Source organism: Brucella sp. NBRC 113783, assembly GCF_040372265.1.
Lineage (GTDB): Bacteria > Pseudomonadota > Alphaproteobacteria > Rhizobiales > Rhizobiaceae > Brucella > Brucella teleogrylli.
Window position 1 is genome coordinate 37,241 of record NZ_BAABRX010000010.1, and the last position, 21,083, is coordinate 58,323.

Genomic DNA, 21,083 nt, shown 5'->3' on the forward strand with positions numbered 1-21,083 from the left:
ATTGAGAGGCGTTTTCGCGCCTCGTTCCCGCAATTTGATGCGATTTGAAAGGCAAAGCGGTGCAAAACCCGCTTTGCCTTAATTGCTTCAGAACACCGAAGCGCCTTCATCGGCCCGCCCGGCAATCTGCCGGAAGGCGCGGAACAATTCACGCCCCATGCCATGTTCGTTGGCGGAAAGGTCGGGGCGTTCCTCCAGTCGGGCGTCGAATGTCGCGTGATTGATCAAAACTTCCAGCGTACCATTGACGGCATCCAGGCGGACAACATCGCCGTTGCGGATTTTGCCGATTGCGCCGCCATCGAGTGCTTCCGGCGTGACGTGGATTGCGGACGGCACCTTGCCCGATGCACCTGACAAGCGACCATCGGTGACAAGCGCCACGCGCTGGCCGCGATCCTGCAAGATGCCGAGAACGGTCATCAGCTTGTGCAGTTCCGGCATGCCATTGGCCTTCGGTCCCTGATAGCGAACCACCGCGATGAAATCGCCGGTCAGGTCGCCCGCCTTGAAGGCAGCCTGCAACTCGGCCTGATCGTTGAACACCTTTGCGGGCGCTTCGATCACATGGCGCTCGGGCTTCACAGCGGAAACCTTGATGATGGCATTGCCGATATTGCCGGTCAGAACCTTGATGCCGCCGGTTGGCTGGAACGGCGCATGGATTTTCGCCAGTACCTTGTCGTCGCCGCTCTTTTCGGGGACGGGTTCGCGCAGAACCGTGCCATCGGCACCGAGCTTCGGCTCAATGGCGTAAGGACGCAAACCCTCGCCCCAAACGGTGCGCACATCTTCATGAAGGATGCCGCCGTCCAGAAGCTCGCGGATGAGGAAGCCCATGCCGCCTGCGGCATGGAAATGGTTCACATCGGCAAGACCGTTCGGATAGACGCGGGCGAGCAGCGGCACCACGTCCGAAATCTCGGAAATGTCGTGCCAGGTCAGCTTGATGCCCGCTGCCGCAGCCATGGCGATCAGATGGATCGTATGGTTGGTCGAACCGCCGGTGGCATTGAGGCCGATGATGCCATTGACGAAAGAACGTTCGTCCAGCATTTCGCCGACAGGCGTATATTCATTGCCGCAGGCCGTGATGGCGAGCGCGCGCTTGGCGGCTTCGCGCGTCAGCGCATCGCGCAGCGGCGTGCCCGGGTTGATGAAGGACGCGCCCGGCAGATGCAGGCCCATGATTTCCATCAGCATCTGGTTGGAATTAGCCGTGCCGTAGAAGGTGCAGGTGCCAGGACCGTGATAGGACTTCGATTCCGATTCCAGCAGTTCCGCGCGCCCGACCTTGCCTTCGGCATAAAGCTGGCGGGTCTTGGCCTTCTCGTCATTCGGCAGGCCGCTGGTCATCGGACCGGCAGGAACGAAGACCGCAGGCAGGTGCCCGAAAGTCAGCGCGCCAATGATGAGGCCCGGCACGATCTTGTCGCAGACGCCAAGATAAACGGCGGCATCGAACATGTCGTGCGACAGGCCGACAGCTGCTGCCATGGCAATGACTTCACGCGAGAAAAGCGACAGTTCCATCCCCGCGAAACCTTGGGTGACACCATCGCACATGGCAGGTACGCCGCCCGCCACCTGCGCCACGCCGCCCGCATCGCGGGCCGCCTGCTTGATCAGCTGCGGGAAGGTTTCGAACGGCTGATGCGCCGAGAGCATGTCGTTATAGGCGGTGATGATACCCAGATTGAGCACTTCGTCGCCAGTCAACGCCGCCTTGTCATGCGGCCCGCAGGCCGCAAAACCATGAGCCAGATTGGCGCAGGCCAGAACCGTTCGGTTCGGTTTTTTCAACGCCGCCTCGCGCACGCGGCCAATATAGGCCTCGCGGGTCGGTTTGGAGCGTTCGCGAATGCGCGCGGTGATTTCCTGAATGCGTTTGTGAGCGGATTGCATGGGCATGGGTATCACCTGTGCCAATCTGGCCTGAATAGAATTAACTGGTCCAGTAAAGCTGGATGGGGGTGCGGGCATGGTGGAAAACCGCCCGTACCGGCATTTCATGTTCGTCGTCGCCGGACAGCGCCTTTTCCAGCGTCGCCTGCTTGGCCGCGCCTTCGATGTGCAGCACCAGCATGTCGGCCTCTGCAACCAGTGGCAGGGTCAGCGTCAGGCGCTTTTCACCAGCACCTTCGGCATGGATTGGCAGAACGAGCGCCCGTGTTGCCGGGTCGATCGCCTGATCGAGCCGGTCGGCATTGGGGAAGAATGAAGCGGTATGACCGTCATTACCCATGCCAAGCACCACCACGTCGAAGGGACGGCGCAATGCGTCGATGCGGCTGGCCGCGGCCAGCGCCGCCGTTTCGGCCGTCGCCGCCGGATTATAGAGGCCGACGAATTTGGCCACGCCCGCATGATCGCGCAAAAGATGGTCGCGGACCAGCTTTTCGTTGGAACGATCGCTGTCTGTGGCCACGAAACGCTCGTCAACGAGGGTGATCGTGACGAGGTTCCAGTCGATCATCTTGCGCGACAGCACTTCGAACAGCCTCAGCGGCGTGGTGCCGCCGGAGACGGCGAGCGTCGCCTGTCCCCGCTCAGCGATTGCGGCAGCCAGCTTGATTGCAATTGCCTCCGAGAGCGCTTGCGCCAGTTCCGTTCCGCTGGTGAAATCGTGCCGTTCGATGGTCATGCTGTTCCTTTCAGGGTCCTTTATAACGTTTCGTGCCAGGTGCGACCGTCGCGTTCAATCAATGCGATGGACGACGATGGCCCCCACGTTCCTGCGGTGTAACCCTGGACCGGCTGACTGTTCAACTCCCATCCCTGAAGGATCGGATCGACCCAGCGCCATGCGGCCTCGACTTCGTCGCGACGCATGAACAGGGTCTGATTGCCGCGAACCACATCCATGATCAGCCGTTCATAGGCGTCCGGATTGCGCTCGTTGAAGGATTCGGCAAAGCTCATATCGAGCGGAACGTGACGCAGGCGCATGCCGCCCGGGCCCGGATCTTTGATCATCAGCCACTGCTTGACGCCTTCATCGGGCTGCAGGCGGATGACGAGCTGATTGGCAATGACCTTGCCAGCACTTTCACCGAAGATCGAATGCGGAATTGGCTTGAAGGTCACGACGATTTCCGAAACGCGGGTCGCCAGACGCTTGCCTGTGCGCAGATAGAACGGCACGCCCGCCCAACGCCAGTTGGCGATTTCGGCCTTCAACGCCACGAAGGTTTCCGTGTTGCTGGTGTCGCTTTCGAGGTCTTCGAGATATCCGCGTACCGCTCCGCCCGCCGAAGCGCCCGCGCGATACTGGCCACGCACGGTCACATCCTCGACATTGGCATTGGTGATGGGCTTGAGCGAGCGCAGCACCTTGACCTTTTCGTCATGCACCGCGTCCGCTTCAATCGACGAAGGCGGTTCCATGGCCACAAGGCAGAGCAGCTGGAGAATATGGTTCTGCACCATGTCGCGCAGCGCGCCGGCCGTGTTGTAATAACCGGCGCGACCTTCAAGGCCGACGGCTTCGGCAACGGTGATCTGCACATGGTCGATATGGGCTGAGTTCCAAAGCGGCTCATAAAGCGCATTGGCAAAGCGCAGCGCCATCAGGTTCTGCACCGTTTCCTTGCCCAGATAGTGGTCGATACGGAAAATCTGGTCTTCGCGGAACACGCTGCCCAGCGTGTCGTTGAGCGCCATTGCCGAATCCAGATCACGGCCAATCGGCTTTTCAACGATGATGCGGGTGTCGCGGGTGATGAGGCCATGGCTCTTCAGGCGCGTGGCGATATCGCCGAACAGGGTCGGGCTGACTGCGAGGTAAAAGGCGCGAATCTTTTCCGGCTTCTTGCCGATCAGGGTCTTGAGGGCATCCCAGCCCTCTTCGGACTTGGCGTCGACAGCGACATAGCTGAGACGGGTCAGAAATTCTTCGATCTGCTTTTCATCGATTTCGGCAGGCTTGACGTGCTCATGAATGGCATCGCGCGCAAACTTCCGATATTCCTCATCGGTCATGGGGCTGCGCGAAGCGCCGATAATGCGCGTCGGGTCGGAGAGCTGGCCTGCACGCTGCCGCTGATACAATGCCGGGATCAGTTTGCGTTCGGCTAGGTCGCCCGAGCCGCCAAAAACGATGCAGTCGAAAGGCTCTACCGGAATAGTCTGGCTGGTCATCTGTCGCTCTCTTCTTTCGTTCGCGCAAATCAGTCTGTCAGTCATAGCCTACTATGACAACGGTGCCATATGCGCGGCCCATCTTTATAATTTAATCGATTTAAATTCAACCGTCCGATTGCCGCATTCTCGTGAATTTGAACTGGGCGTCAAATGTGGGCCAGATATCGGGATATGACCGCGCATGGAGGCAGCCTGTCGGTTTTGTCGGGTTAACCGCTTATGCACACATGACATGTTCATCTTAAAGCCATATTGGAACAAACAATCGTGTTTCAAGTGATTTGCACACAAAGTCTGAAACGGCTTTGTCAAAGGAGAATGACATGAAGAGGCTGCAGGATAAGGTCGCAATCATCACCGGTGCCGGATCGGGTTTCGGTTCAGGCATGGCGCACCGATTTGCAGCCGAAGGCGCGAAAGTCGTGCTGGCTGACGTCAATGTGAAGCGCGTAGAAGACGAGCTGGCGCATATCGGCAAGAATGCCTTGTCCGTGCAGGCGGATGTGTCGCGCAAGGACGATGTGGAGCGCGTGGCGCGTGCGGCCTTCGAGGCCTTCGGGCGCATCGACATCATGGTCAACAATGCCGGTTTCACGCATCGCAACATGCCATTGACCGAGGTGGATGAGCACAATTTCGATCTCATCCATGCCGTCAACATGAAGGCGCTCTATTATTCGACGCAGATCGTCGTGCCGATCATGGAGCATCAGGGTGGCGGCGTCATCATCAACACTGCTTCGGCGACCGCGCTGCGCCCGCGCAAGGGGCTGGTCTGGTATAGCGCGTCCAAGGGCTGGATCATCAGCGCCACCAAGGCGATGGCGCTGGAACTGGCCAACAAGAATATTCGCGTCAATTGCATCTGCCCGGCGGAAAGCGACAGTGAAGCGCTGAAGCTGTTTTTGGAAGACGATACGCCGCAAGCGCGTGAAGCCTTGAAAGCAACCATCCCGCTCGATCGCTTTTCGACGCCGGAAGATGTTGCCGAAGCTGCCCTTTGGCTCGCATCCGACTCCGCCGCGATGGTCACGGGGACGGCGCTGAGTGTCGACGGCGGCTATTCTATCTGAGATTGCGGCTCTGGCCGCCTGCAAATGGCGTTGTTTTGCGCTTCCGGTGCTCATGTACCTTTAAGTACACTCCGCTCCGGTTCTCAAACTCCACCATTTTCGGCTGACCATAACCACAATCCATCTCATGCACCTGCTTCCGCGAGAAAATCATCATAGATGGCTTCCAGCCGCTTATGGCGTTCGGCGGCCATGCGCCGTCCGGTTTCCGTTCTGAAACCGGAGGCAAGCTTGAACAGCTTGGTGCGGAAATGGTCGAGCGCAAAAGTTTTATCGTCGAACGCGCGGTCTTCCGCGCGCGGGTCGCGCCAATCATAAAGGGCGCTTCCCATACGGCCTGCTATATAAAAACAGCGTGCTGCGCCGATCACGCCAATGGCGTCGAGCCTGTCGGCATCTTGCAAGGTCTGTGCCTCGATGGTCACAGGCTCGATATTGGCTGAAAAACTGTGCGCTTCAACCGCATGGGCGACGCGGTCAATGCGCTCATCGTCCCAGCCGAGGCTGCGCAGCAGTGCGGAGGCCTTGTCGGCTGCAAGGCGCGAAGCCTTGTGCCGGTCGGGGGAATTTTTCTCCACACTCACGCAATCGTGCAGAATTGCCGCTGTGCAAAGAATTTCGGCGTCGCCGCCTTCCACGCTTTGAATGGCTGAGGCATTTTTCCAGACGCGGGCGAGGTGGGACAGGTCGTGCGATCCGTCCTCACCATGTTCCAGCGCATGCGGCAGAAGTTCAGCTGCAAGCGCTTCGAAGGGCGCGAAGATATGGTCTGTCATTCAATGTCCCAGAATCATGGAATCGATGGAATGACAGCCAGTATCCCTTGGTTGCGTCAGTTCTGTGAAGCGCGGCGCAGCACGATCCAGTTATAAAACGCGCCAAACGCCATCATCAGGCAGGTGCCGAGAAAGACGGCGCGCATCCCGAAATGGCCGCCGACAAAGCCACCTGCCACCGGGCCTGCGACCTGTCCGACATATTGCGCCGAGACCGAATAGCCGAGTATGCCGCCAGCAACCCGGTCCGGCACATTGTGCCGGATGACGCTGGTGATGCAGGGCAGGAGGCCGCCCAGCGCCAGTCCCATCAGAAAGCGCAAGCCGATCAGTTGCCAGGCTTGTGTGACGAATGCCTGCGGGATCAGCAACAATGCGGAAATCGCCAGCGCACCGATGATGACATATCTGTGCCCGATGCGGTCGGCCAGTCGTCCGAGGCGCGATGAGGACAGGATGCTGCCCAAGGCTGCCGCCGCCATCACGACGCCGGAAATCAGCGTAACCTTGGTCTGGTCGTCCATCAGTTGTATGACATAGACAGTGATGATCGGTTCGATCGACATATTGGCGAACAGCAGCAGCATGCCCGTCACCAGCATGGCCAGAACAGGCTTTCTGTCGGGGATCGCAGCCCAGATGGATTCCGCCCTCTGTTCCTTGGTCGGTTTCGGCGGCTTGCGCTCTTCGCGGATCAGGAAAGTTGTGGCGAGGAAAGTCAGGAAGATCACACCGCCCGCCAGCCAGAAAGTGGCGCGGATGCCGATCAACGGCGGCAAAGCGCCGCCGAGCAGCGGCCCGGCCAGATTGCCCGCCATGATGCCCGCCGAAAGCGCACCCAGCGCCCAGCCGGTTTTGTCTTTCGGGGTCTGCGTCGCGACGAGGATCATTGAGCCGGAGGAATAACCGCCCGCAATGCCGACGAACAGGCGTAGCGCGACCAGCTGCCAGACGCTCGTTACCATGCCGATCAGCGACATGGCGATGGCCATGCCGAGACTGGCGCGGATCAGCATCAGCTTGCGACCATAGCGGTCGCCAAGCTTGCCCCAGAGCGGCGCGACGAAGGCGGCGGCGAGAAAGGTTGCGCCATAGGCGATGCCGGACCATTGCACGATGGCCGCATGGTCGGACACGCCAAGCTGCTCCACATAAAGCGGCAGGAAAGGAAGCAGAAGCGACATGGCCACAAGCGTGGTGAACGAACCGATGAGGCAAATGAGGAGGTTCTGTTTCCAGTAGCGCTCGTGGTTTTCCTCAGCCTGTTTCGGGCCAGCCAAAGGGCCAGTGGTGCCGTCTAACGCGGCGGCGTCCCTGGCGGCAGCTTGGGTCGTACTCATGTCATGTCCTGCGAATGAATGCGGATGCGGGAATGGGATTGTATTGTATTCCATTTTGGGATACCAAAGCGGAATACATGCATGCGCCTGTTGCTTCGTCTTGTCAACTCCCGTCAGGAACAAGCATTCACGGTGTGGTGAACGAGAGCATTTCCAGCAACAGTGCGTAGCGGTTTTGCGTGGGATAATGCGTGAAACAACTAGATAGAGCGGTTCCACGATTCCGTTTTAACCGGAACCGCTCCAGGAGACCGGTCGGCAATGTCACAGATGAGGCAAGTGGAAACGCAACTCCGCGACATGATCCTGGGGCTTGAGCTTGGGCCGGGCGAACGCCTGACCGAGCGCTGGGTGGAGACGCAGTTCGCCGCCTCGCGCACGCCGATCCGCGCCGCGCTGTTGCGGTTGGAAGCCGAAGGGCTGGTCTGTCGGGAAGGGCGCGGCTGGACGGTTTCGCCGATCAATCTTGCTGAAATCGATCAGATCGGCGTTTATCGTGAGGCGCTGGAAGTGGCGGCGATCCGGCTGACTGCGACGCTTGATGAGCGCAGCGGCGTCGAGCCGATTGGCGCGATGCTGGACAGTTGCGACGCCGAAACCTCGCGGGAGGAATGGCATCGGGTCGGCATGGATTTCCACATCGAACTGGCGCGACTGTCGGGTAATGAGTTTTTGAGCCGTGGCGTGCGTGATGCGATGCAGCGCCTGTCACGAGCGCGCTGGCTGGAAGTGCGCGACGAAGCGGCCCTTGCCCGCGCATGGCGTGAGCATCACGCGATCCTTGATGCGGTGCGCGAAGGCGACGCCGACGAGGCGGCGAAGCTGTTGAGCGCGCATCTGGGCGGCAGCCGCGACCGTCTCGTCAGCAGTTTGCACGAGGATCGTCGCGGCCTGAAGGCGCGGGGATTTGCCGTTATCAGCGCTTGAGTTAGCGCCAATCCGGCAGTCTGTGTCCGCCGCGCGGGAGGCGGGAGGTGCGCCCTTCCATGAGGCCAAGGTCGCGCAGCAGATAGTCGGGCGAGTGTTCGCTGACGACATAGGGCGCTGGCTTGCGCTGAAACAAGCGGGTGAAAAGACGATACCAGCCTGTGGTGGCTTTGCCGGCAGGGCCAGACGCAGCGCAAGCGCCTGCATGGGCTGGTGCATTGATCTCGATATTTTGCATGGTTCCGGCTTTGCTTTTGTGAACTGTGGGAGACAGCTCAGTTAAATTCTGCCTATAGATATGGCCGGAAAAGCTGTTGTTTTCCAATTGAACGTCGATTACCATACATAAGGAGGGCTTATGTATCATGGTGTCGTCGCTACCCCCTTTATCCGCCATTCGCGTCTTTGAATCCGCGTCCCGTCATGCAAGCTTTACCAAGGCTGCGGAAGAGCTTGGCATGACGCAGGCCGCCGTCAGCTATCAGATCAAGATGCTGGAGGAGCGGGTCGGCGCGCCCTTGTTTCTGCGCATGCCGCGACAAGTGAAACTGACCGAGCTTGGTGAGCGACTGGCGCCGTCCATTACAGAGGCTTTTGAAACGATGCGCACGGCTTTCGCCACGTTGCGGGAGGATGCGGAAGGCGTGCTCACGATCAGCTCGGTCGCCACTTTCGCCGCCAACTGGCTGGTTCAGCGCCTTGGTTCGTTCCAGATGGAGCACCCGCTTCTGGCGGTGCGGCTCGATACCAATGACCAGCTGATCGATTTCACCCAGAGCGAGGTCGATCTCGCCATCCGCACCGGCACCGGCCACTGGCCGGGGCTGGTCAGTCATGAGCTGATCAAGGCGCAGTTCACGCCCATGCTGAGCCCGAAACTTGCGGCAAGCATTGGCGGGGTGCGCGAGCCGGCTGATCTGTTGCGCCTGCCCGCCATCGATGCCAGCGATCCTTGGTGGCGGCTGTGGTTCGAAGCCGCTGGTGTTCCTGATCCGCAACTGCGGGGCAACACGCAGAACCGACTGGGCGCGCAGCATCTGGAAGGGCGGGCGGCCACGGCAGGCCTCGGTATGGGTATCCTCACCCCTGCCTTTCACACGGCGGAAGTTGCGGCGGGTCTGTTGATCCAGCCTTTCGACCTCCTCTGCGATGATGGCCGTTCCTATTGGTTGGTCTATCCCGAATCCCGCCGTAACGTGCCGAAAATCCGGGCTTTTCGGGCATGGATTATGGGAGAACTTGGAAAATAACGCCTATCGGCAAAAATTTTTTTGCCCACATGTCACATTCAGCGATGCTCGCTCGTCATGTCTTTCGAACCATCAAATCAAACCCGAAAGGAACGAGACCATGACTGCCACGCTGAACCCATTCAATGCTGCTCCTGCCCTGATGAAATCCTGGATGACCACCTCGCAAGCCGTTGCTGCCAGTCTGGAAGGGAGCCTGATCGAATTGGTCAAAATCCGCTCGTCGCAGATCAATGCCTGTGCAAACTGCATCAACATGCACACGATTGAAGCCCGCGCGCTGGGCGAAACCGAACAGCGCATTTATTTGCTCTCGGCCTGGCAGGAAGCGCCATGCTATTCTGAGCGGGAACGGGCGGCTCTTGGCTGGGTGGATGCGCTGACGCGTCTCTCGCAGGGGCATGATCTTGTCGAAGCGCGCAAGGCCCTGCAGGCGCAGTTTACGGAGGAGGAACAGGTGAATCTCACGCTGATGATCAATATTATCAACGGCTGGAACCGCATGGCCGTTGGCTTCGGCCTCTGGTTTGAACCAGCGGCGGCAAAGGCTCCGGCCCAAAAGACTGCTGAGGCGGTCGCCTGATGGCAGGGGGGGCGGCGCATGACGATGCAGCGGAGATTTTCGATCCGCTGCGTTCGAAACTGATCCGTGTCGCCTATCGCATGCTCGGCTCCGTCGCCGATGCGGAAGATATGGTGCAGGAGGCGTTCATCCGCTGGATGAACGCCGACCGCAGCGCGGTGCGCGAGCCGGAAGCCTTCCTGCGGCGCACGGTGACGCGGCTTTGTCTCGACCGGCTTAAATCCGGCCAGCGGCAGCGCGAAACTTATTTCGGCCCGTGGATTCCAGATCCGGTGGTCGAGGAGGAAGAGGAAGACGACGATGTGACCCTGCCGTTGATGCTGGCGCTGGAGCGTCTTTCACCGCTGGAACGCGCGGCCTTTCTGCTGCACGATGTCTTCGGTCTCGACTTCGACGAAATAGCGAAAACAATTCAGCGCGATGCGGCGGCCTGCCGACAACTCGCGACCCGCGCGCGCAAGCATGTTCGCGAAGAACGACCGCGTTTTCAGGTCGATAGAGAGCGCGGGATTGAGCTGGCGCAGGCTTTCTTCACGGCATCGCGTAGCGGCGACATGAATGCGCTGGGCACCATGTTGGCCGCCGACGTGCATATGCATGCGGATGGCGGCGGAAAACGCCCGGCCTTCCCGAAGCCGATTTTCGGCTTTACCGATGTTATGGAAATTCACGAGAAGCTTGCCGGCTATTTCAGGGCCAATGGTTCAACGCTGGTGCGCACCACCTTCATCAATGGTCTGCCGGGCTTCATCTCGCTGGAATCGGATGGTCAGATCCAGACCACGGCGCTCGATATCGAAGACGGAAAGATTGCGGCGATCTATGTCGTCCGCAATCCCGACAAGTTGCAGCACCTGCACTGACCTGTGCTGCCGCTATCCGATCAGGTAGCGGCAGAGACCGGCAGCACCGATGCCGATGATCACGGTCGGCAGCATGGAAAAGCGCGTGGCGGCGAAAATGGTGATCGCCAGAGCCAGAAGATCGGCGGGCTTGTCGGAGACGAAATCCGGTGCGATCACCGATATCAGCACACAACCGGGCGCGGCTTCCATAACGGCGGTCGCGCGTTTGCTGAGTGTGCGATTGCGCAGCAGTACATATCCGCCGATGCGGGTCAGATAAGTGACGCTGGCCATCAAAACGATGGTGAGAACGGCTAACGGATCGATCATTCTTCACCTGCCAGAAGATAGGCGGCAACGAGGCCGGAGAGTGCACCGGCGGCGACATACCAAGCGCCGGGAATGGTGAGATAGGTAACGGCGGCGACAACAAGGCTGACCAGCCACGGGCGCGCTGCGGCAAAGCCCTTCCACATGCCTGCCAGCAGCACCAGAAACACCGCCGGAAACGCCATGTCGAAACCATAGGGCCGCAAGTCGCCCATCATCGGGCCAAAGGCCGCGCCCAGCGTGGTGAAAAGCACCCATGCAATGTAGAACGGGATGGCGACACCGGCATAGAATTTGAGGCTCAGCGCCGGATTGACGCCCTTCGCCTGACGGCGCTTCGCATCGGCGAGGCCGAGCGCCCAGCTTTCATCGCACATCAGAAACAGGCTGGCGAAAGCCTTGCGCTTTGGCAGATGGCGGATGAAAGGCGCAAGGGCGGCACCCATCAAAAGATGGCGGCTGTTGACCAGAAGCGTGATCGCGGCAATGAGCAAAACATGCGGCGGCGAGGTCCAGAGCTGGATCGCGGCAAATTCAGAGCCGCCCGCGAAATTCAGGCCCGTCATCAACGGCACTTCGAGGACGCTTAGGCCCTTTTGTGCAGCCTGCGCGCCCAGCACCAGAGCATAGGGAATAATGCCTAGCAAAACCGGTAGTCCGGCGGTGGCACCCCGACGGAATTCCGACGCCGGTTTACTTTGCTGTGGCACATAGGCCTGTGAAATATCCATAAAACCGCCGTTGGCTGGCCTCGCGGCTGCCCCTTGTCTATTACCCCAGCATCTTTGCTTGAGAGCGAACGGCAATATAGCCAATGTCTTGAGCAATCGGGTTGCAAAGATTGGCCGATTGCAGCAATATTTGGCAGTGAATGCCAACAATATCGGCATAAATGGAATTCGTGGCCAATGAAGCGCGGGGCGATATAGAAGCTATCCGATAAAGTGGCGGCAAAGACCGGCAGTGCCGATGCCGATCAGCACGGTCGGCAGCATGGAAAAGCGCGTGGCGGCGAGAACGGTAATCGCCAGCGCCAGAAGATCGGCGGGCCTGTCGGAGACGAAATCCGGTGCGATGACTGAAATCAGTACGCAGCCGGGCGCGGCCTCCATCACCGCCATCGACCGTTTGCTGAGTGTGCGATTGCGCAGCAGTACATAGCCGCCGATGCGGGTCAGATAGGTGACGCTGGCCATCGCGATGATGGTGAGCAGGACTAAGGGGTCAATCATTCTGCATCTGCCAGAAGATAGGCTGCAACGAGGCCGGAAACTGCGCCAGCGGCGACATACCATGCGCCTGGAATGGTGAGGTAGGTGACTGCGGCGACGGCGAGGCTGACGAACCACGGACGCGCTGCGTTAAGGCCTTTCCACATGCCTGCGAGCAGCACCAGAAAGACCGCCGGAAACGCCATGTCGAAGCCATAGGGGCGGAGATCCCCCACCATCGGTCCGAGGACAGCGCCCAACGTGGCGGCGGACAGCCATGCCACGTAGAATGGGATGGCAACGCCCATATAAAATTTCAGGCTCAGCGCCGGGTTGACGTCCTTAGACTGGCGGTGCTTCGCATCGGCTAGACCAAGCGCCCAGCTTTCATCGCACATCAGGAACAGGCTGATGAAGGCCGTGCGCTTCGGCAAATGGCTGATGAAGGGCGCAAGGGCGGCACCCATCAGCAGATGGCGGCTGTTGACCAGAAAGGTAATCGCCGCGATGAGCAGGACATGCGGTGGCGACGTCCAGAGCCGGATTGCCGAAAACTCCGAACCGCCCGCGAAGTTCATGCCGGCCATCAACATGACGGACAACAGGCTGAGGCCTTTGTGTACAGCCTGCGCGCCCATAACCATGGCATAGGGAAAAGCACCCAGCAGAACCGGAAGCACGGCAATGGCTCCGCGGCGGAATTCTGACCTTCTAATTTGATGGCTGCTAAATGTGCTTTCTTGAGATGCATAGAACGGTGGAATATCCATAAAAATCCCGTTGGCTGGCCTCGCGGCTGCCCCTTATCCGCGTGGTTCCCAGTCCAGACACAGCTGCTGGAACCACTTGATCTCTTTCTGGCTTTGCGCGGCAAACTGGCCGCTTCATAACCTTTGCCGGAAATTCGCGCATGCGGTGCGCTGGTCTGGAAGTATTCGCTAATGTAATCAGTATCTTGAGCAATTGCCTTGTGGGAGCTAGTGTATGGCATTAATATTTGGCAGAAAATGCCAATAGTTTGGGTGTAAATGAAATCGGTGGCCAATGAAGCTGGACGAGATCGACAAGCGGATATTGCGTGTGCTGCAACGCGACGGGCGCATCGCCAATAATGATCTGGCGCGCGAGGTCGGGCTGTCGCCGTCGCCGTGTCTGCGGCGGGTCAAGCTTCTGGAAGAGGCGGGCGTGATCGACCGCTATGTTGCGGTGCTTAATCCGGCCAAGATCGGCAAGGGGCTGACCTTCTTCACCCGCATCCGGCTGGACAGGCAGGATGAGGAAACGCTTCAGGAGTTTGCACGCGAAATATTGAAGCTGCCGCAAGTGCTGGAATGTTATTTCATGCTGGGCGATTACGACGCGATGATCCGCGTGGTCGCGGCGGATATCGAGGAATATCGGCGTTTCCAGTCGGAATATCTAAGCCGCATCAAAGGCGTGCAGAACCTGAAGACCGACGTTCCGAGCCAGACGGTCAAGCAGACTTCGGCGATGCCGCTTTAGGCGTTCCGGGAAGCGCGAGCAGGCTCACAAGCGCTATGGCCGAAAGGATCGCTCCGGCGAGGAAGGTCGAGGACGAGCCATAGGCTTCCCATAGCCAGCCAGCGCCGACATTGCCCGCCAGCATGACAAAGCCGGTGATCACATTGAAGATGCCGAAGGCGGTGCCTTTGAGATGCGGGGGTGCGGTATCGGCGATAAGCGTCGCCAGAATGCCTTGTGAAAAGCCCATATGCAGGCCCCACAGGACAATACCCGCCAGAAACGGATAGATCGTCGTTGAATGAGCGATCACCAGATCGGCGGCAACGAGAAAGCCGAGGCTTGCGGCGAGCAGGCCCTTGCGGCCCATCCGGTCCGACAGGCTGCCGACGGGATAGGCGGTCAGCCCATAGACGGCATGCATGACGACCATGGTGATTGGCACCCAAGCGGCGGTAAAACCGGCTTCCTGCGCCTTGAGCAGCAGAAATGCTTCGCTGAACCGGGCAAGCGTCAGGACCGACGCGACGGCGATGACGATCCAGACGGCGGTGTTCAGTTTTCCCGTATCGGCAAAACGGGGCAAGCCTTTAGAGCGGGCAGGGGGTGTTTCCGGCTCGCGAATACCGACGATCAAAAGCGCAACCGCAAGGAAGGCCGGGATAACGGCAATCCAGAAGATCGCGACAATATTGCCGCCTGTCGCCACCATCAGGCCGATAGCGACAAGCGGACCGACAAAGCCGCCAACCGTATCGAGTGACTTGCGCAGGCCAAAGGCCGCGCCGCGAATTTCCGGCGGCGTCACATCGGCAATCAGGGCGTCGCGTGGTGTGCCACGTATGCCCTTGCCAACGCGGTCGATGGCTTTGGCGGTGACGATGCCGCCAGCCGTGGTGGCAAGCGGAAAGATCAGCTTGGAGAGGGCGGCGAGACCATAGCCTGCCACCGCGAGCGGCTTTCTGCGGCCAGTCCAGTCGGATATCACGCCGGAAAAGAGCTTGGTCACCGTGGCGATGGCAACCGACAGGCCTTCGATAAAGCCGATCGTCATCGCGGATGCGCCCAATCCCGCCACCAGATAAAGCGGCAGCAGCGTCTGCACCATTTCGGATGAGATATCCATCAACAGGCTGACAACGCCCAGAACCCACACGGTTGAGGGGATTGCGTGCGTCTTGTCGGTGGAGGCTGAACCTGTCGCCATGCAGAAAATCCGAATCTGTCGAAGGATTATGTCTCTGATAGCACGGGTTGATGAAATATGAGCGCTGTGCTCACATTATTTGAGATAGGCGCGAACCACGTCCACAAGTTCGCCAGCGCCTTCGTCGCGCTCCTTCTGCGGCAGATCACCATCGGCGACATGCATGAGAATATGATCCTCGATCACCTCGGCCATCAGCCCGTTCACCGCGCCGCGCACACCGGCAATCACCTGCATGACTTCAGAGCAGCCCTTTTCCTCCTCAAGCATCCGCTCCACACCTTCAAGCTGCCCGCGAATGCGGCGCACGCGGTTGATAAGCTTCTGCTTTTCGCGGAGGGTATGGGTCATGGGGACTCCTGATTTTGCGATATGTCAGGCGAGGCGGACTTCCACCTCCACCGTCACATGCGACAAATCGTGGATCGCTGCAAGCTTCTTGCGGTAATAGGACGGCGCCTTTGGCGTGGCCGTGACAATCGACACGATGGCGCCGTGATGGCCCGGCCCAAGCTGCCAGACATGCAGATCGGCGATTTCGCCGCCTTCCTTCTCAATGATTTCACTGATCTCTTCGGGGAGGTCCTCGCCTTCAGGGATGTAATCGAGAAGCGTCGCGCCCGCATCGCGAATAAGGCCCCAGGACCAGCGCGCAATCACCAAGGCACCGACAATGCCAATGGCCGGATCGAGCCAGAGCCACCCGTAAAGACTGCCGAGAAGAAGGGCGGCAATCGCCAGCACCGAAGTCAGCGCGTCGGCCAGCACATGAATATAGGCGGCGCGCAAGTTCTGGTCGTGACCGCTTTCGTGGTGATGGGCGTGGTCATGTCCGTGGTGGTGATGCGCGTGATCGTCTTTCAACAGCCAGGCGCAGACGAGATTGACCGCGAGGCCGAGGCAGGCAATCAGAATGGCTTCATGGAAGTTGATGGCGACCGGGGCGCTGAAACGCAGGAAACTTTCCCAGCCGATCAGCAGCGCAATCAGTGCTAGAACGATGGCGCTGGCAAAGCCCGCCAGATCGCCGAGCTTGCCGGTGCCGAAGGTAAAGCGCGGATTGTTGGCGTGCTTGCGGGCATAGAGATAGGCGAGTGCTGCGATGAGCATCGCTGCTGCATGGGTGGACATGTGCCAGCCATCGGCAACCAGCGCCATGGAACCATAAAGGTTCCCGGCAACGATCTCGATCACCATCATTGCGGCGGTAATGGCGATGACGATCCACGTGCGCCGCTCGTTGCGCCGGTGGTTGTCACCCAGAAACACATGGTCGTGCCGCGCTTCCAGCTGACGTTCATACGGATGATGCGTGCCCATATCGCGGCCTCCTATAAAATAGGGGGGTATATTATTTTTGACGTTTCGACAAGAAGTGGAATCGGATGTTTCAGATGATGGGAATTAATCTCGATCAGTTCGCACTGCTTTGAGACGGACGGGAAAATGCCAAAAACCTGCACCTTTGGAGGTAGGTTTTACGCCTGTTTATGGAGGGTTTCGTCCGTTTTGCCGGAATATTCAGCGGGGCATGATCGGCTAAGATCAGAAACGTAGTCTTGGGGCAAAGCGTTCGAAACGACGAATTTCCACGTAATGGCGAGCGGCGTTTCGGGTTTTCAATCTGCGCATCGTGCTTTGCAAAACTCCGCACTGGTTTTCTGGCCGATGTTCAACTGCATTTCCGGCAAAAGCGCGCGGCGCTTGATGCTGGCGATGCGTCGAAACAGACAGACGGAGCGGAGGGATTTATGTCGACAGAACAACAAAACAGGCATTCACCACGCAATCGTGCGCGACGCCATTTTTTAGGAGTGGCGGGCGCTGCTGCCGCAAAGGCCGCTGCGCTTGGCGCTTTGGCGTCGTCTCTCACAACGCCAGCCCGCGCCTTGGGGACGAAATGGTGGGAGGATGGCGGCGGTGACGGCGGCGGTGGCACCAACTGCCTTTTGAAAGGCACGCTGGTTGAAACAATGAGCGGACCCGTTGCCGTTGAAAAACTGGCCGTTGGCGATCTTGTCGTGACCGCCAATTGCAAGGTGGTGCCGGTGAAATGGGTCGGCTGGCAGCGCTATAGGAAGGGCGGTGCGGAATGGGGCGAGGACGTGATGCCGATCCGCATTGCACGTCACGCGCTCGACCGCATGACGCCGCGACGCGATCTTTATCTGTCGCCCAACCATGCGCTTTTCATCGACGGCGTTTTGATCCGCGCCAAGGATCTCGTCAACGGGCGTTCCATCACGCGTGTCCCGATGGAGCAAGCAATCGACTACTACAATATTCTGCTCGACAGCCATGAAGCGATATTCGCCGAAGGGGCTGCGGTGGAGACCTATCTGCTGCTGGGCGACAGCTATAAGAGCTTCATGAACTTTGCGGAATATCAGGAGCTTTATACCGACGAGCCGAACATCGTGATGCAGCCCTTCGCGCCGATCATGGGCTATGAGGGCGGACGCGAGCATATGCGCGCTTTGTTGTGCCTGAGCGGTGTTCTGCCGATGCGTGACGTGGTGGAGGAAACCTATCAGCGTCTGGCTTTGAGGGCCGGGGAGCAAATAGTGTAAGGGGAGCGGTCTGCAAAAATGCAGGTCGAAGAAAGGCGAGGCGCCAAATGGCGCCTCGCCTTCATTTCATATCCGATCCATCAGCGCATACCATGACAGCGCAAGGAAGAGCAGCGGCGCGCGGAATGTGCGCCCGCCGGGGAAGGCGGGAATGCGCAGTTCTTCGAACAGTCTCAGTTTGTCGCGCTTGCCGGAAATGGTGTCGGCATAAAGCTTGCCCATGAAATTCGCCAGCATCACCCCATGGCCGGAATAACCGCCTGCCGATATGACGCCGGGCATCACTTCGCGGACAAAAGGCTGGCGCGGCATGGTTATGCCGACCGAGCCGCCCCAGGCATGGGTGATCTCGACATTGCCGAGTGCGGGATAGATTTCAGCGATCTGGCGGCGGATATGCGTGCTGATCTCACGCGGATTATCCGCCGTATAGGCTTCGCGACCGCCGAACAACAGTCGCCCATCTTTCGAGCGGCGGAAATAGCGGACCACAAAGCGGGAATCGTCGACGGACTCGCCGCCCGGTATCACCGGGCTGTCGTCGCCCAGCGGCACCGTCGCGCCGATGAAGGAGCGGATCGGCATGACATGCGATGCGCTGGTCGGTTCCAGCGTCCCGCCATAGGCATTGACCGCGATGAAGGCATGTTTCGCAACAATTGTGCCCTTTGTGGTCGCGACTTCCACACGCCCGCTGGACGTGCTTATCCCCGTTGCCCTGGTGTTTTCATAAAGCTGCGCACCCGCCGCTTTCGCCGCCTTGGCCGTGCCGATGAGCAGCTTCAGCGGATGGATGTGGCCGGTGCCCGCATCATAAACGCCCCCGTGATAGCGGCTCGACCCTAACAGTGAGGCGGTTTCATCGCGGGTGACAAAACGCAAATGCGGATAGCTGAAGCGGCTCTGCATCAGTTCCGCATGGCGCTCATATTGCTTGAGATAGCGCGGCTTGTGCACGACGGAGATCTGTCCGGGGACATAGTCCATGTCGATCTGATGTTCGCTCGCAAAGGCGAGCAGATAGGCTTTCGCTTCTTCGGCCACATCGAACAGGGCCTTGGCGCGCTCGAAGCCATATTCGGCTTCAAGATCTTCGGCCCATGTGCGCTGACCGGTGCCGAACTGGCCGCCATTGCGCCCCGACGCGCCATCGCCGAAGCGTTCGGCCTCGATCAGAACCACATCTGCGCCCTGTTTCGCCAGATGATAAGCAGCCGAAAGCCCCGTATAGCCGCCGCCGATGATAACAACATCGGCCTGCCGCGAACCGTCAAGTTCCGGATATTCTGGCCGCTCGGGCACGCTCGCTTCGTACCACGAAAGGCCGGGGGAGATTGGGGACTGGTGGGGCATCGGCGATTCCGCGCTTTAAGGAAGTAGGGGAATAGGGGAGTAAGGGAATAAGGGAATAAGGGAGTGTGTTAGCCGTCCGATAGCTTGCGAATGAGAAGCCTAAGTAATTTTCCAATACTCTCACTCTTCGCCATGATCGGATCGATAGTGTCTTGTTTGATGAATCCCAATCTCTCAGCAATCAGTATATGGGTTTCCACTTCTTTCAACGAACCTTGCGCGATACGCAAAAAGTTCTGGTAGGCGCCACGTGTATCCCGCCCGTAACCTTCCGCTATATTCGCCGGAATTGATACTGCTGCGCGACGCACCTGACTTGTCAGCCCATAGACCTCTTCTTTTGGCCACATCTCCGTCGATTTATAGATTGCCGTTACCAGCTCCATTGCCTGCTGCCACGCAAGAATATCGCGATAAGAATTGATTGCCATATCTATGCCCCCGCATATTTTCTACTCCCCTACTCCCCTACTCCCCTACTCCCCTACTCCCCTACTCCCCTACTCCCCTACTCCCCTAACCTACACATTAAGCAACAGGAACTCGCGTTCCCACGGGCTGATGACTTCCATGAAGGTTTCGAACTCGGCGCGCTTGATGGCGGCATAGGTCGTGACGAAGGAACTGCCGATCAGATTGCGCAATTCGTCGTCCTTTTCGAATAGTTCCACGGCGTCGATCAGGCCGCGCGGCAGTTCCACTTCCTTGGTGTTGACGCTGGTGGTGGCGGGCTGTTCCGCCTCGATCTTGTTGACGAGACCGATCAGGCCGCAGGCAAGCGAAGCTGCCAGCGCAAGATAGGGATTGGCGTCGGAGGAGGGGATGCGGTTTTCCACGCGGCGCGCATTGGGGTCTGAGCGCGGCACGCGGAAGGCCGTGGTGCGGTTGTCATAGCCCCATTTAACGTTGACCGGCGCGGAAGCGTCCGGCGTCAGGCGGCGATAGGAATTTACATAGGGCGCGAACATCACCAGAGCATTCGGCACATGGCGCTGCATGCCGCCGATGAAGTGGCGGAAGGCTTCGCTTTCGCTACCGTCTTCGTTGGTGAAAATGTTGCGGCCTGTTTTCTTGTCGACGATCGACTGGTGGATATGCATCGCCGAGCCCGGCTGGCCCTGAATGGGCTTGGCCATGAAGGTGGCATACATGTCGTGCTTGAGCGCCGCCTCGCGGATCGTGCGCTTGAACATGAAAACCTGATCGGCCAGTTCGACAGGATCGCCATGGCGCAGGTTGATTTCCAGCTGACCGGCGCCTTCTTCGTGGATCAGCGTGTCGATCTCCAGACCCTGACCCTCGGAGAAATGGTAGATATCGTCGATCAGTTCGTCGAACTCGTTGACGCCCGCAATCGAATAGCCCTGTCCGCCGCCAATGGCGCGGCCCGAGCGACCGACCGGCGGGGTCAGCGGATAATCCGGGTCGGGGTTTTTGCGCACCAGATAGAATTCGATTTCCGGCGCAACAACCGGCTTCAACCCGCGCTTGTTGTATGCGGCGACGACATTGCGCAGCACGTTGCGCGGGGTGAATTCGACCAAGCGTCCGTCCTGATAGACCAGATCGCAGATTACCTGCGCCGTCGGGTCAGATTCCCACGGAACCGCCGACAGGGTGGAGAGGTCGGGCAACAGTCTGAGATCGCCATCGTCTTCGGGATAGTGGAAGCCGTAGCCGTCTTCCGGGTAATCGCCGGAAATCGTCGTCATGAAAACGGCGGACGGCAGGGCCAGCGATGTGTTGGACGTGAACTTCTTGGACGGCATCATCTTGCCGCGCGCAACCCCCGCCTGATCGGGGGTGATGCATTCGATGTCTTCGATATCCCGCCAGGCCAGCCATTCGGTTGCCTGCTTCCAGTTCTTCACCCCACGCAGGGATTTGACATAGGCAGGCGTACGGCGACGCGGCGCACGCGTAACCTTCTTTTCCGTCGTATCAGCAGACATCCATCACCAGAAAATGATTTCGATGGGTGCATGATAGCTGC

23 protein-coding genes are annotated in these 21,083 nt (G+C 59.1%); 7 read left to right on the top strand and 16 right to left on the bottom strand.

Features of this window, described 5'->3' with window-relative positions; translation table 11 throughout:
* Positions 1–87: 87 nt before the first annotated feature.
* From edd to zwf, 3 genes are read right to left on the bottom strand one after another with little or no spacing between them, the layout of a single operon-like run.
* Positions 88–1,911, bottom strand: a complete 1,824-nt coding sequence (edd, locus tag ABWW11_RS21695) for a phosphogluconate dehydratase (protein ID WP_121539083.1) — start codon at positions 1,909–1,911, stop codon at positions 88–90.
* 34 nt (positions 1,912–1,945) lie between these two features.
* Positions 1,946–2,644 carry a 6-phosphogluconolactonase gene (gene pgl, locus ABWW11_RS21700; protein WP_109367021.1) on the bottom strand — a complete coding sequence of 233 codons (699 nt, stop codon included), beginning with the start codon at positions 2,642–2,644 and terminating at the stop codon, positions 1,946–1,948.
* A 20-nt stretch (positions 2,645–2,664) separates the two neighbouring features.
* The gene (gene zwf / locus ABWW11_RS21705) at positions 2,665–4,140 is read right to left on the bottom strand and encodes a glucose-6-phosphate dehydrogenase (protein WP_109367022.1); all 1,476 of its coding nucleotides are present in this window, start codon (positions 4,138–4,140) and stop codon (positions 2,665–2,667) included.
* A 326-nt stretch (positions 4,141–4,466) separates the two neighbouring features.
* Between zwf and ABWW11_RS21710 the strand changes: the two genes are divergently transcribed.
* Complete coding sequence (locus ABWW11_RS21710) at positions 4,467–5,216, top strand: SDR family oxidoreductase (protein ID WP_109367023.1); 750 nt, start codon at positions 4,467–4,469, stop codon at positions 5,214–5,216.
* Positions 5,217–5,341: 125 nt separating this feature from the next.
* Here ABWW11_RS21710 and ABWW11_RS21715 read toward each other — a convergent pair whose 3' ends face one another.
* Together ABWW11_RS21715 and ABWW11_RS21720 are read right to left on the bottom strand one after the other, a co-directional pair.
* Positions 5,342–5,992 (bottom strand): HD domain-containing protein, encoded by a 651-nt coding sequence (locus tag ABWW11_RS21715; protein WP_109367024.1) that lies wholly within the window; start codon positions 5,990–5,992, stop codon positions 5,342–5,344.
* 56 nt (positions 5,993–6,048) lie between these two features.
* Positions 6,049–7,332: a multidrug efflux MFS transporter gene (locus ABWW11_RS21720; protein WP_121539123.1), complete on the bottom strand. Its 1,284-nt coding sequence runs from the start codon at positions 7,330–7,332 to the stop codon at positions 6,049–6,051.
* 261 nt (positions 7,333–7,593) lie between these two features.
* Between ABWW11_RS21720 and ABWW11_RS21725 the strand changes: the two genes are divergently transcribed.
* Complete coding sequence (locus ABWW11_RS21725) at positions 7,594–8,259, top strand: GntR family transcriptional regulator (RefSeq protein ID WP_109367025.1); 666 nt, start codon at positions 7,594–7,596, stop codon at positions 8,257–8,259.
* Position 8,260: 1 nt separating this feature from the next.
* Here the strand turns inward: ABWW11_RS21725 and ABWW11_RS21730 are convergent, their stop codons facing one another.
* Complete coding sequence (locus ABWW11_RS21730; RefSeq protein ID WP_109367026.1) at positions 8,261–8,497, bottom strand: hypothetical protein; 237 nt, start codon at positions 8,495–8,497, stop codon at positions 8,261–8,263.
* A gap of 127 nt (positions 8,498–8,624) precedes the next feature.
* Here ABWW11_RS21730 and ABWW11_RS21735 point away from each other — a divergent pair, with 127 nt between their 5' ends.
* The 3 genes from ABWW11_RS21735 to ABWW11_RS21745 all read left to right on the top strand — a co-directional run bounded on the left by ABWW11_RS21735 (position 8,625) and on the right by ABWW11_RS21745 (position 10,955).
* On the top strand, positions 8,625–9,509 hold the full coding sequence (locus ABWW11_RS21735; protein WP_109367027.1) for a LysR substrate-binding domain-containing protein: 885 nt from the start codon (positions 8,625–8,627) through the stop codon (positions 9,507–9,509).
* Positions 9,510–9,609: 100 nt separating this feature from the next.
* Complete coding sequence (locus tag ABWW11_RS21740) at positions 9,610–10,092, top strand: carboxymuconolactone decarboxylase family protein (protein WP_109367028.1); 483 nt, start codon at positions 9,610–9,612, stop codon at positions 10,090–10,092.
* Positions 10,092–10,955, top strand: a complete 864-nt coding sequence (locus ABWW11_RS21745; protein ID WP_109367029.1) for a sigma-70 family RNA polymerase sigma factor — start codon at positions 10,092–10,094, stop codon at positions 10,953–10,955. Before ABWW11_RS21740 ends, ABWW11_RS21745 begins: the two co-directional genes overlap by 1 nt.
* A 12-nt stretch (positions 10,956–10,967) precedes the next feature.
* Here the strand turns inward: ABWW11_RS21745 and ABWW11_RS21750 are convergent, their stop codons facing one another.
* The 4 genes from ABWW11_RS21750 to ABWW11_RS21765 all read right to left on the bottom strand — a co-directional run bounded on the left by ABWW11_RS21750 (position 10,968) and on the right by ABWW11_RS21765 (position 13,248).
* Positions 10,968–11,267: an AzlD family protein gene (locus ABWW11_RS21750; RefSeq protein WP_109367030.1), complete on the bottom strand. Its 300-nt coding sequence runs from the start codon at positions 11,265–11,267 to the stop codon at positions 10,968–10,970.
* On the bottom strand, positions 11,264–11,998 hold the full coding sequence (locus ABWW11_RS21755) for an AzlC family ABC transporter permease (protein ID WP_109367031.1): 735 nt from the start codon (positions 11,996–11,998) through the stop codon (positions 11,264–11,266). Before ABWW11_RS21755 ends, ABWW11_RS21750 begins: the two co-directional genes overlap by 4 nt.
* 201 nt (positions 11,999–12,199) lie before the next feature.
* Entirely contained in the window at positions 12,200–12,499 is a 300-nt protein-coding gene (locus tag ABWW11_RS21760) for an AzlD family protein (RefSeq protein ID WP_109367032.1), read from the bottom strand.
* Positions 12,496–13,248 (bottom strand): AzlC family ABC transporter permease, encoded by a 753-nt coding sequence (locus ABWW11_RS21765; RefSeq protein ID WP_109367033.1) that lies wholly within the window; start codon positions 13,246–13,248, stop codon positions 12,496–12,498. The genes ABWW11_RS21760 and ABWW11_RS21765 overlap by 4 nt, the downstream gene beginning before the upstream one ends.
* Before the next feature lie 274 nt (positions 13,249–13,522).
* Here ABWW11_RS21765 and ABWW11_RS21770 point away from each other — a divergent pair, with 274 nt between their 5' ends.
* A complete protein-coding gene (locus ABWW11_RS21770) occupies positions 13,523–13,981 on the top strand; it encodes an Lrp/AsnC family transcriptional regulator (protein WP_109367034.1) in 459 nt (152 codons plus the stop codon).
* Here ABWW11_RS21770 and ABWW11_RS21775 read toward each other — a convergent pair.
* From ABWW11_RS21775 to dmeF, 3 genes are all read right to left on the bottom strand, one after another.
* Positions 13,953–15,167, bottom strand: a complete 1,215-nt coding sequence (locus ABWW11_RS21775) for an MFS transporter (protein WP_121539084.1) — start codon at positions 15,165–15,167, stop codon at positions 13,953–13,955. The two genes, ABWW11_RS21770 and ABWW11_RS21775, sit on opposite strands and share 29 nt — an antisense overlap.
* A 75-nt stretch (positions 15,168–15,242) precedes the next feature.
* Complete coding sequence (locus ABWW11_RS21780) at positions 15,243–15,518, bottom strand: metal/formaldehyde-sensitive transcriptional repressor (protein ID WP_109367036.1); 276 nt, start codon at positions 15,516–15,518, stop codon at positions 15,243–15,245.
* A gap of 24 nt (positions 15,519–15,542) precedes the next feature.
* Positions 15,543–16,487: a CDF family Co(II)/Ni(II) efflux transporter DmeF gene (gene dmeF / locus ABWW11_RS21785; protein WP_109367037.1), complete on the bottom strand. Its 945-nt coding sequence runs from the start codon at positions 16,485–16,487 to the stop codon at positions 15,543–15,545.
* Between the two features lie 431 nt (positions 16,488–16,918).
* Here dmeF and ABWW11_RS21790 point away from each other — a divergent pair, with 431 nt between their 5' ends.
* A complete protein-coding gene (locus tag ABWW11_RS21790) occupies positions 16,919–17,737 on the top strand; it encodes a Hint domain-containing protein (protein WP_109367953.1) in 819 nt (272 codons plus the stop codon).
* 66 nt (positions 17,738–17,803) lie between these two features.
* Here the strand turns inward: ABWW11_RS21790 and ABWW11_RS21795 are convergent, their stop codons facing one another.
* From ABWW11_RS21795 to ABWW11_RS21805, 3 genes are all read right to left on the bottom strand, one after another.
* Positions 17,804–19,090: an NAD(P)/FAD-dependent oxidoreductase gene (locus tag ABWW11_RS21795; RefSeq protein WP_109367038.1), complete on the bottom strand. Its 1,287-nt coding sequence runs from the start codon at positions 19,088–19,090 to the stop codon at positions 17,804–17,806.
* A gap of 68 nt (positions 19,091–19,158) precedes the next feature.
* On the bottom strand, positions 19,159–19,521 hold the full coding sequence (locus ABWW11_RS21800) for a four helix bundle protein (protein ID WP_109367039.1): 363 nt from the start codon (positions 19,519–19,521) through the stop codon (positions 19,159–19,161).
* Between the two features lie 90 nt (positions 19,522–19,611).
* The gene (locus ABWW11_RS21805; RefSeq protein WP_109367040.1) at positions 19,612–21,042 is read right to left on the bottom strand and encodes a glutamine synthetase family protein; all 1,431 of its coding nucleotides are present in this window, start codon (positions 21,040–21,042) and stop codon (positions 19,612–19,614) included.
* Positions 21,043–21,083 lie beyond the last annotated feature (41 nt).

What these genes read in the sequence shown, in the direction of transcription:
- edd (WP_121539083.1), bottom strand. Translation starts at nt 1,911, where the DNA reads ATGCCCATGCAATCCGCTCACAAACGCATTCAGGAAATCACCGCGCGC.
- pgl (WP_109367021.1), bottom strand. Translation starts at nt 2,644, where the DNA reads ATGACCATCGAACGGCACGATTTCACCAGCGGAACGGAACTGGCGCAA.
- zwf (WP_109367022.1), bottom strand. Translation starts at nt 4,140, where the DNA reads ATGACCAGCCAGACTATTCCGGTAGAGCCTTTCGACTGCATCGTTTTT.
- ABWW11_RS21710 (WP_109367023.1), top strand. Translation starts at nt 4,467, where the DNA reads ATGAAGAGGCTGCAGGATAAGGTCGCAATCATCACCGGTGCCGGATCG.
- ABWW11_RS21715 (WP_109367024.1), bottom strand. Translation starts at nt 5,992, where the DNA reads ATGACAGACCATATCTTCGCGCCCTTCGAAGCGCTTGCAGCTGAACTT.
- ABWW11_RS21720 (WP_121539123.1), bottom strand. Translation starts at nt 7,332, where the DNA reads ATGAGTACGACCCAAGCTGCCGCCAGGGACGCCGCCGCGTTAGACGGC.
- ABWW11_RS21725 (WP_109367025.1), top strand. Translation starts at nt 7,594, where the DNA reads ATGTCACAGATGAGGCAAGTGGAAACGCAACTCCGCGACATGATCCTG.
- ABWW11_RS21730 (WP_109367026.1), bottom strand. Translation starts at nt 8,497, where the DNA reads ATGCAAAATATCGAGATCAATGCACCAGCCCATGCAGGCGCTTGCGCT.
- ABWW11_RS21735 (WP_109367027.1), top strand. Translation starts at nt 8,625, where the DNA reads ATGGTGTCGTCGCTACCCCCTTTATCCGCCATTCGCGTCTTTGAATCC.
- ABWW11_RS21740 (WP_109367028.1), top strand. Translation starts at nt 9,610, where the DNA reads ATGACTGCCACGCTGAACCCATTCAATGCTGCTCCTGCCCTGATGAAA.
- ABWW11_RS21745 (WP_109367029.1), top strand. Translation starts at nt 10,092, where the DNA reads ATGGCAGGGGGGGCGGCGCATGACGATGCAGCGGAGATTTTCGATCCG.
- ABWW11_RS21750 (WP_109367030.1), bottom strand. Translation starts at nt 11,267, where the DNA reads ATGATCGATCCGTTAGCCGTTCTCACCATCGTTTTGATGGCCAGCGTC.
- ABWW11_RS21755 (WP_109367031.1), bottom strand. Translation starts at nt 11,998, where the DNA reads ATGGATATTTCACAGGCCTATGTGCCACAGCAAAGTAAACCGGCGTCG.
- ABWW11_RS21760 (WP_109367032.1), bottom strand. Translation starts at nt 12,499, where the DNA reads ATGATTGACCCCTTAGTCCTGCTCACCATCATCGCGATGGCCAGCGTC.
- ABWW11_RS21765 (WP_109367033.1), bottom strand. Translation starts at nt 13,248, where the DNA reads ATGGATATTCCACCGTTCTATGCATCTCAAGAAAGCACATTTAGCAGC.
- ABWW11_RS21770 (WP_109367034.1), top strand. Translation starts at nt 13,523, where the DNA reads ATGAAGCTGGACGAGATCGACAAGCGGATATTGCGTGTGCTGCAACGC.
- ABWW11_RS21775 (WP_121539084.1), bottom strand. Translation starts at nt 15,167, where the DNA reads ATGGCGACAGGTTCAGCCTCCACCGACAAGACGCACGCAATCCCCTCA.
- ABWW11_RS21780 (WP_109367036.1), bottom strand. Translation starts at nt 15,518, where the DNA reads ATGACCCATACCCTCCGCGAAAAGCAGAAGCTTATCAACCGCGTGCGC.
- dmeF (WP_109367037.1), bottom strand. Translation starts at nt 16,487, where the DNA reads ATGGGCACGCATCATCCGTATGAACGTCAGCTGGAAGCGCGGCACGAC.
- ABWW11_RS21790 (WP_109367953.1), top strand. Translation starts at nt 16,919, where the DNA reads ATGTCGACAGAACAACAAAACAGGCATTCACCACGCAATCGTGCGCGA.
- ABWW11_RS21795 (WP_109367038.1), bottom strand. Translation starts at nt 19,090, where the DNA reads ATGCCCCACCAGTCCCCAATCTCCCCCGGCCTTTCGTGGTACGAAGCG.
- ABWW11_RS21800 (WP_109367039.1), bottom strand. Translation starts at nt 19,521, where the DNA reads ATGGCAATCAATTCTTATCGCGATATTCTTGCGTGGCAGCAGGCAATG.
- ABWW11_RS21805 (WP_109367040.1), bottom strand. Translation starts at nt 21,042, where the DNA reads ATGTCTGCTGATACGACGGAAAAGAAGGTTACGCGTGCGCCGCGTCGC.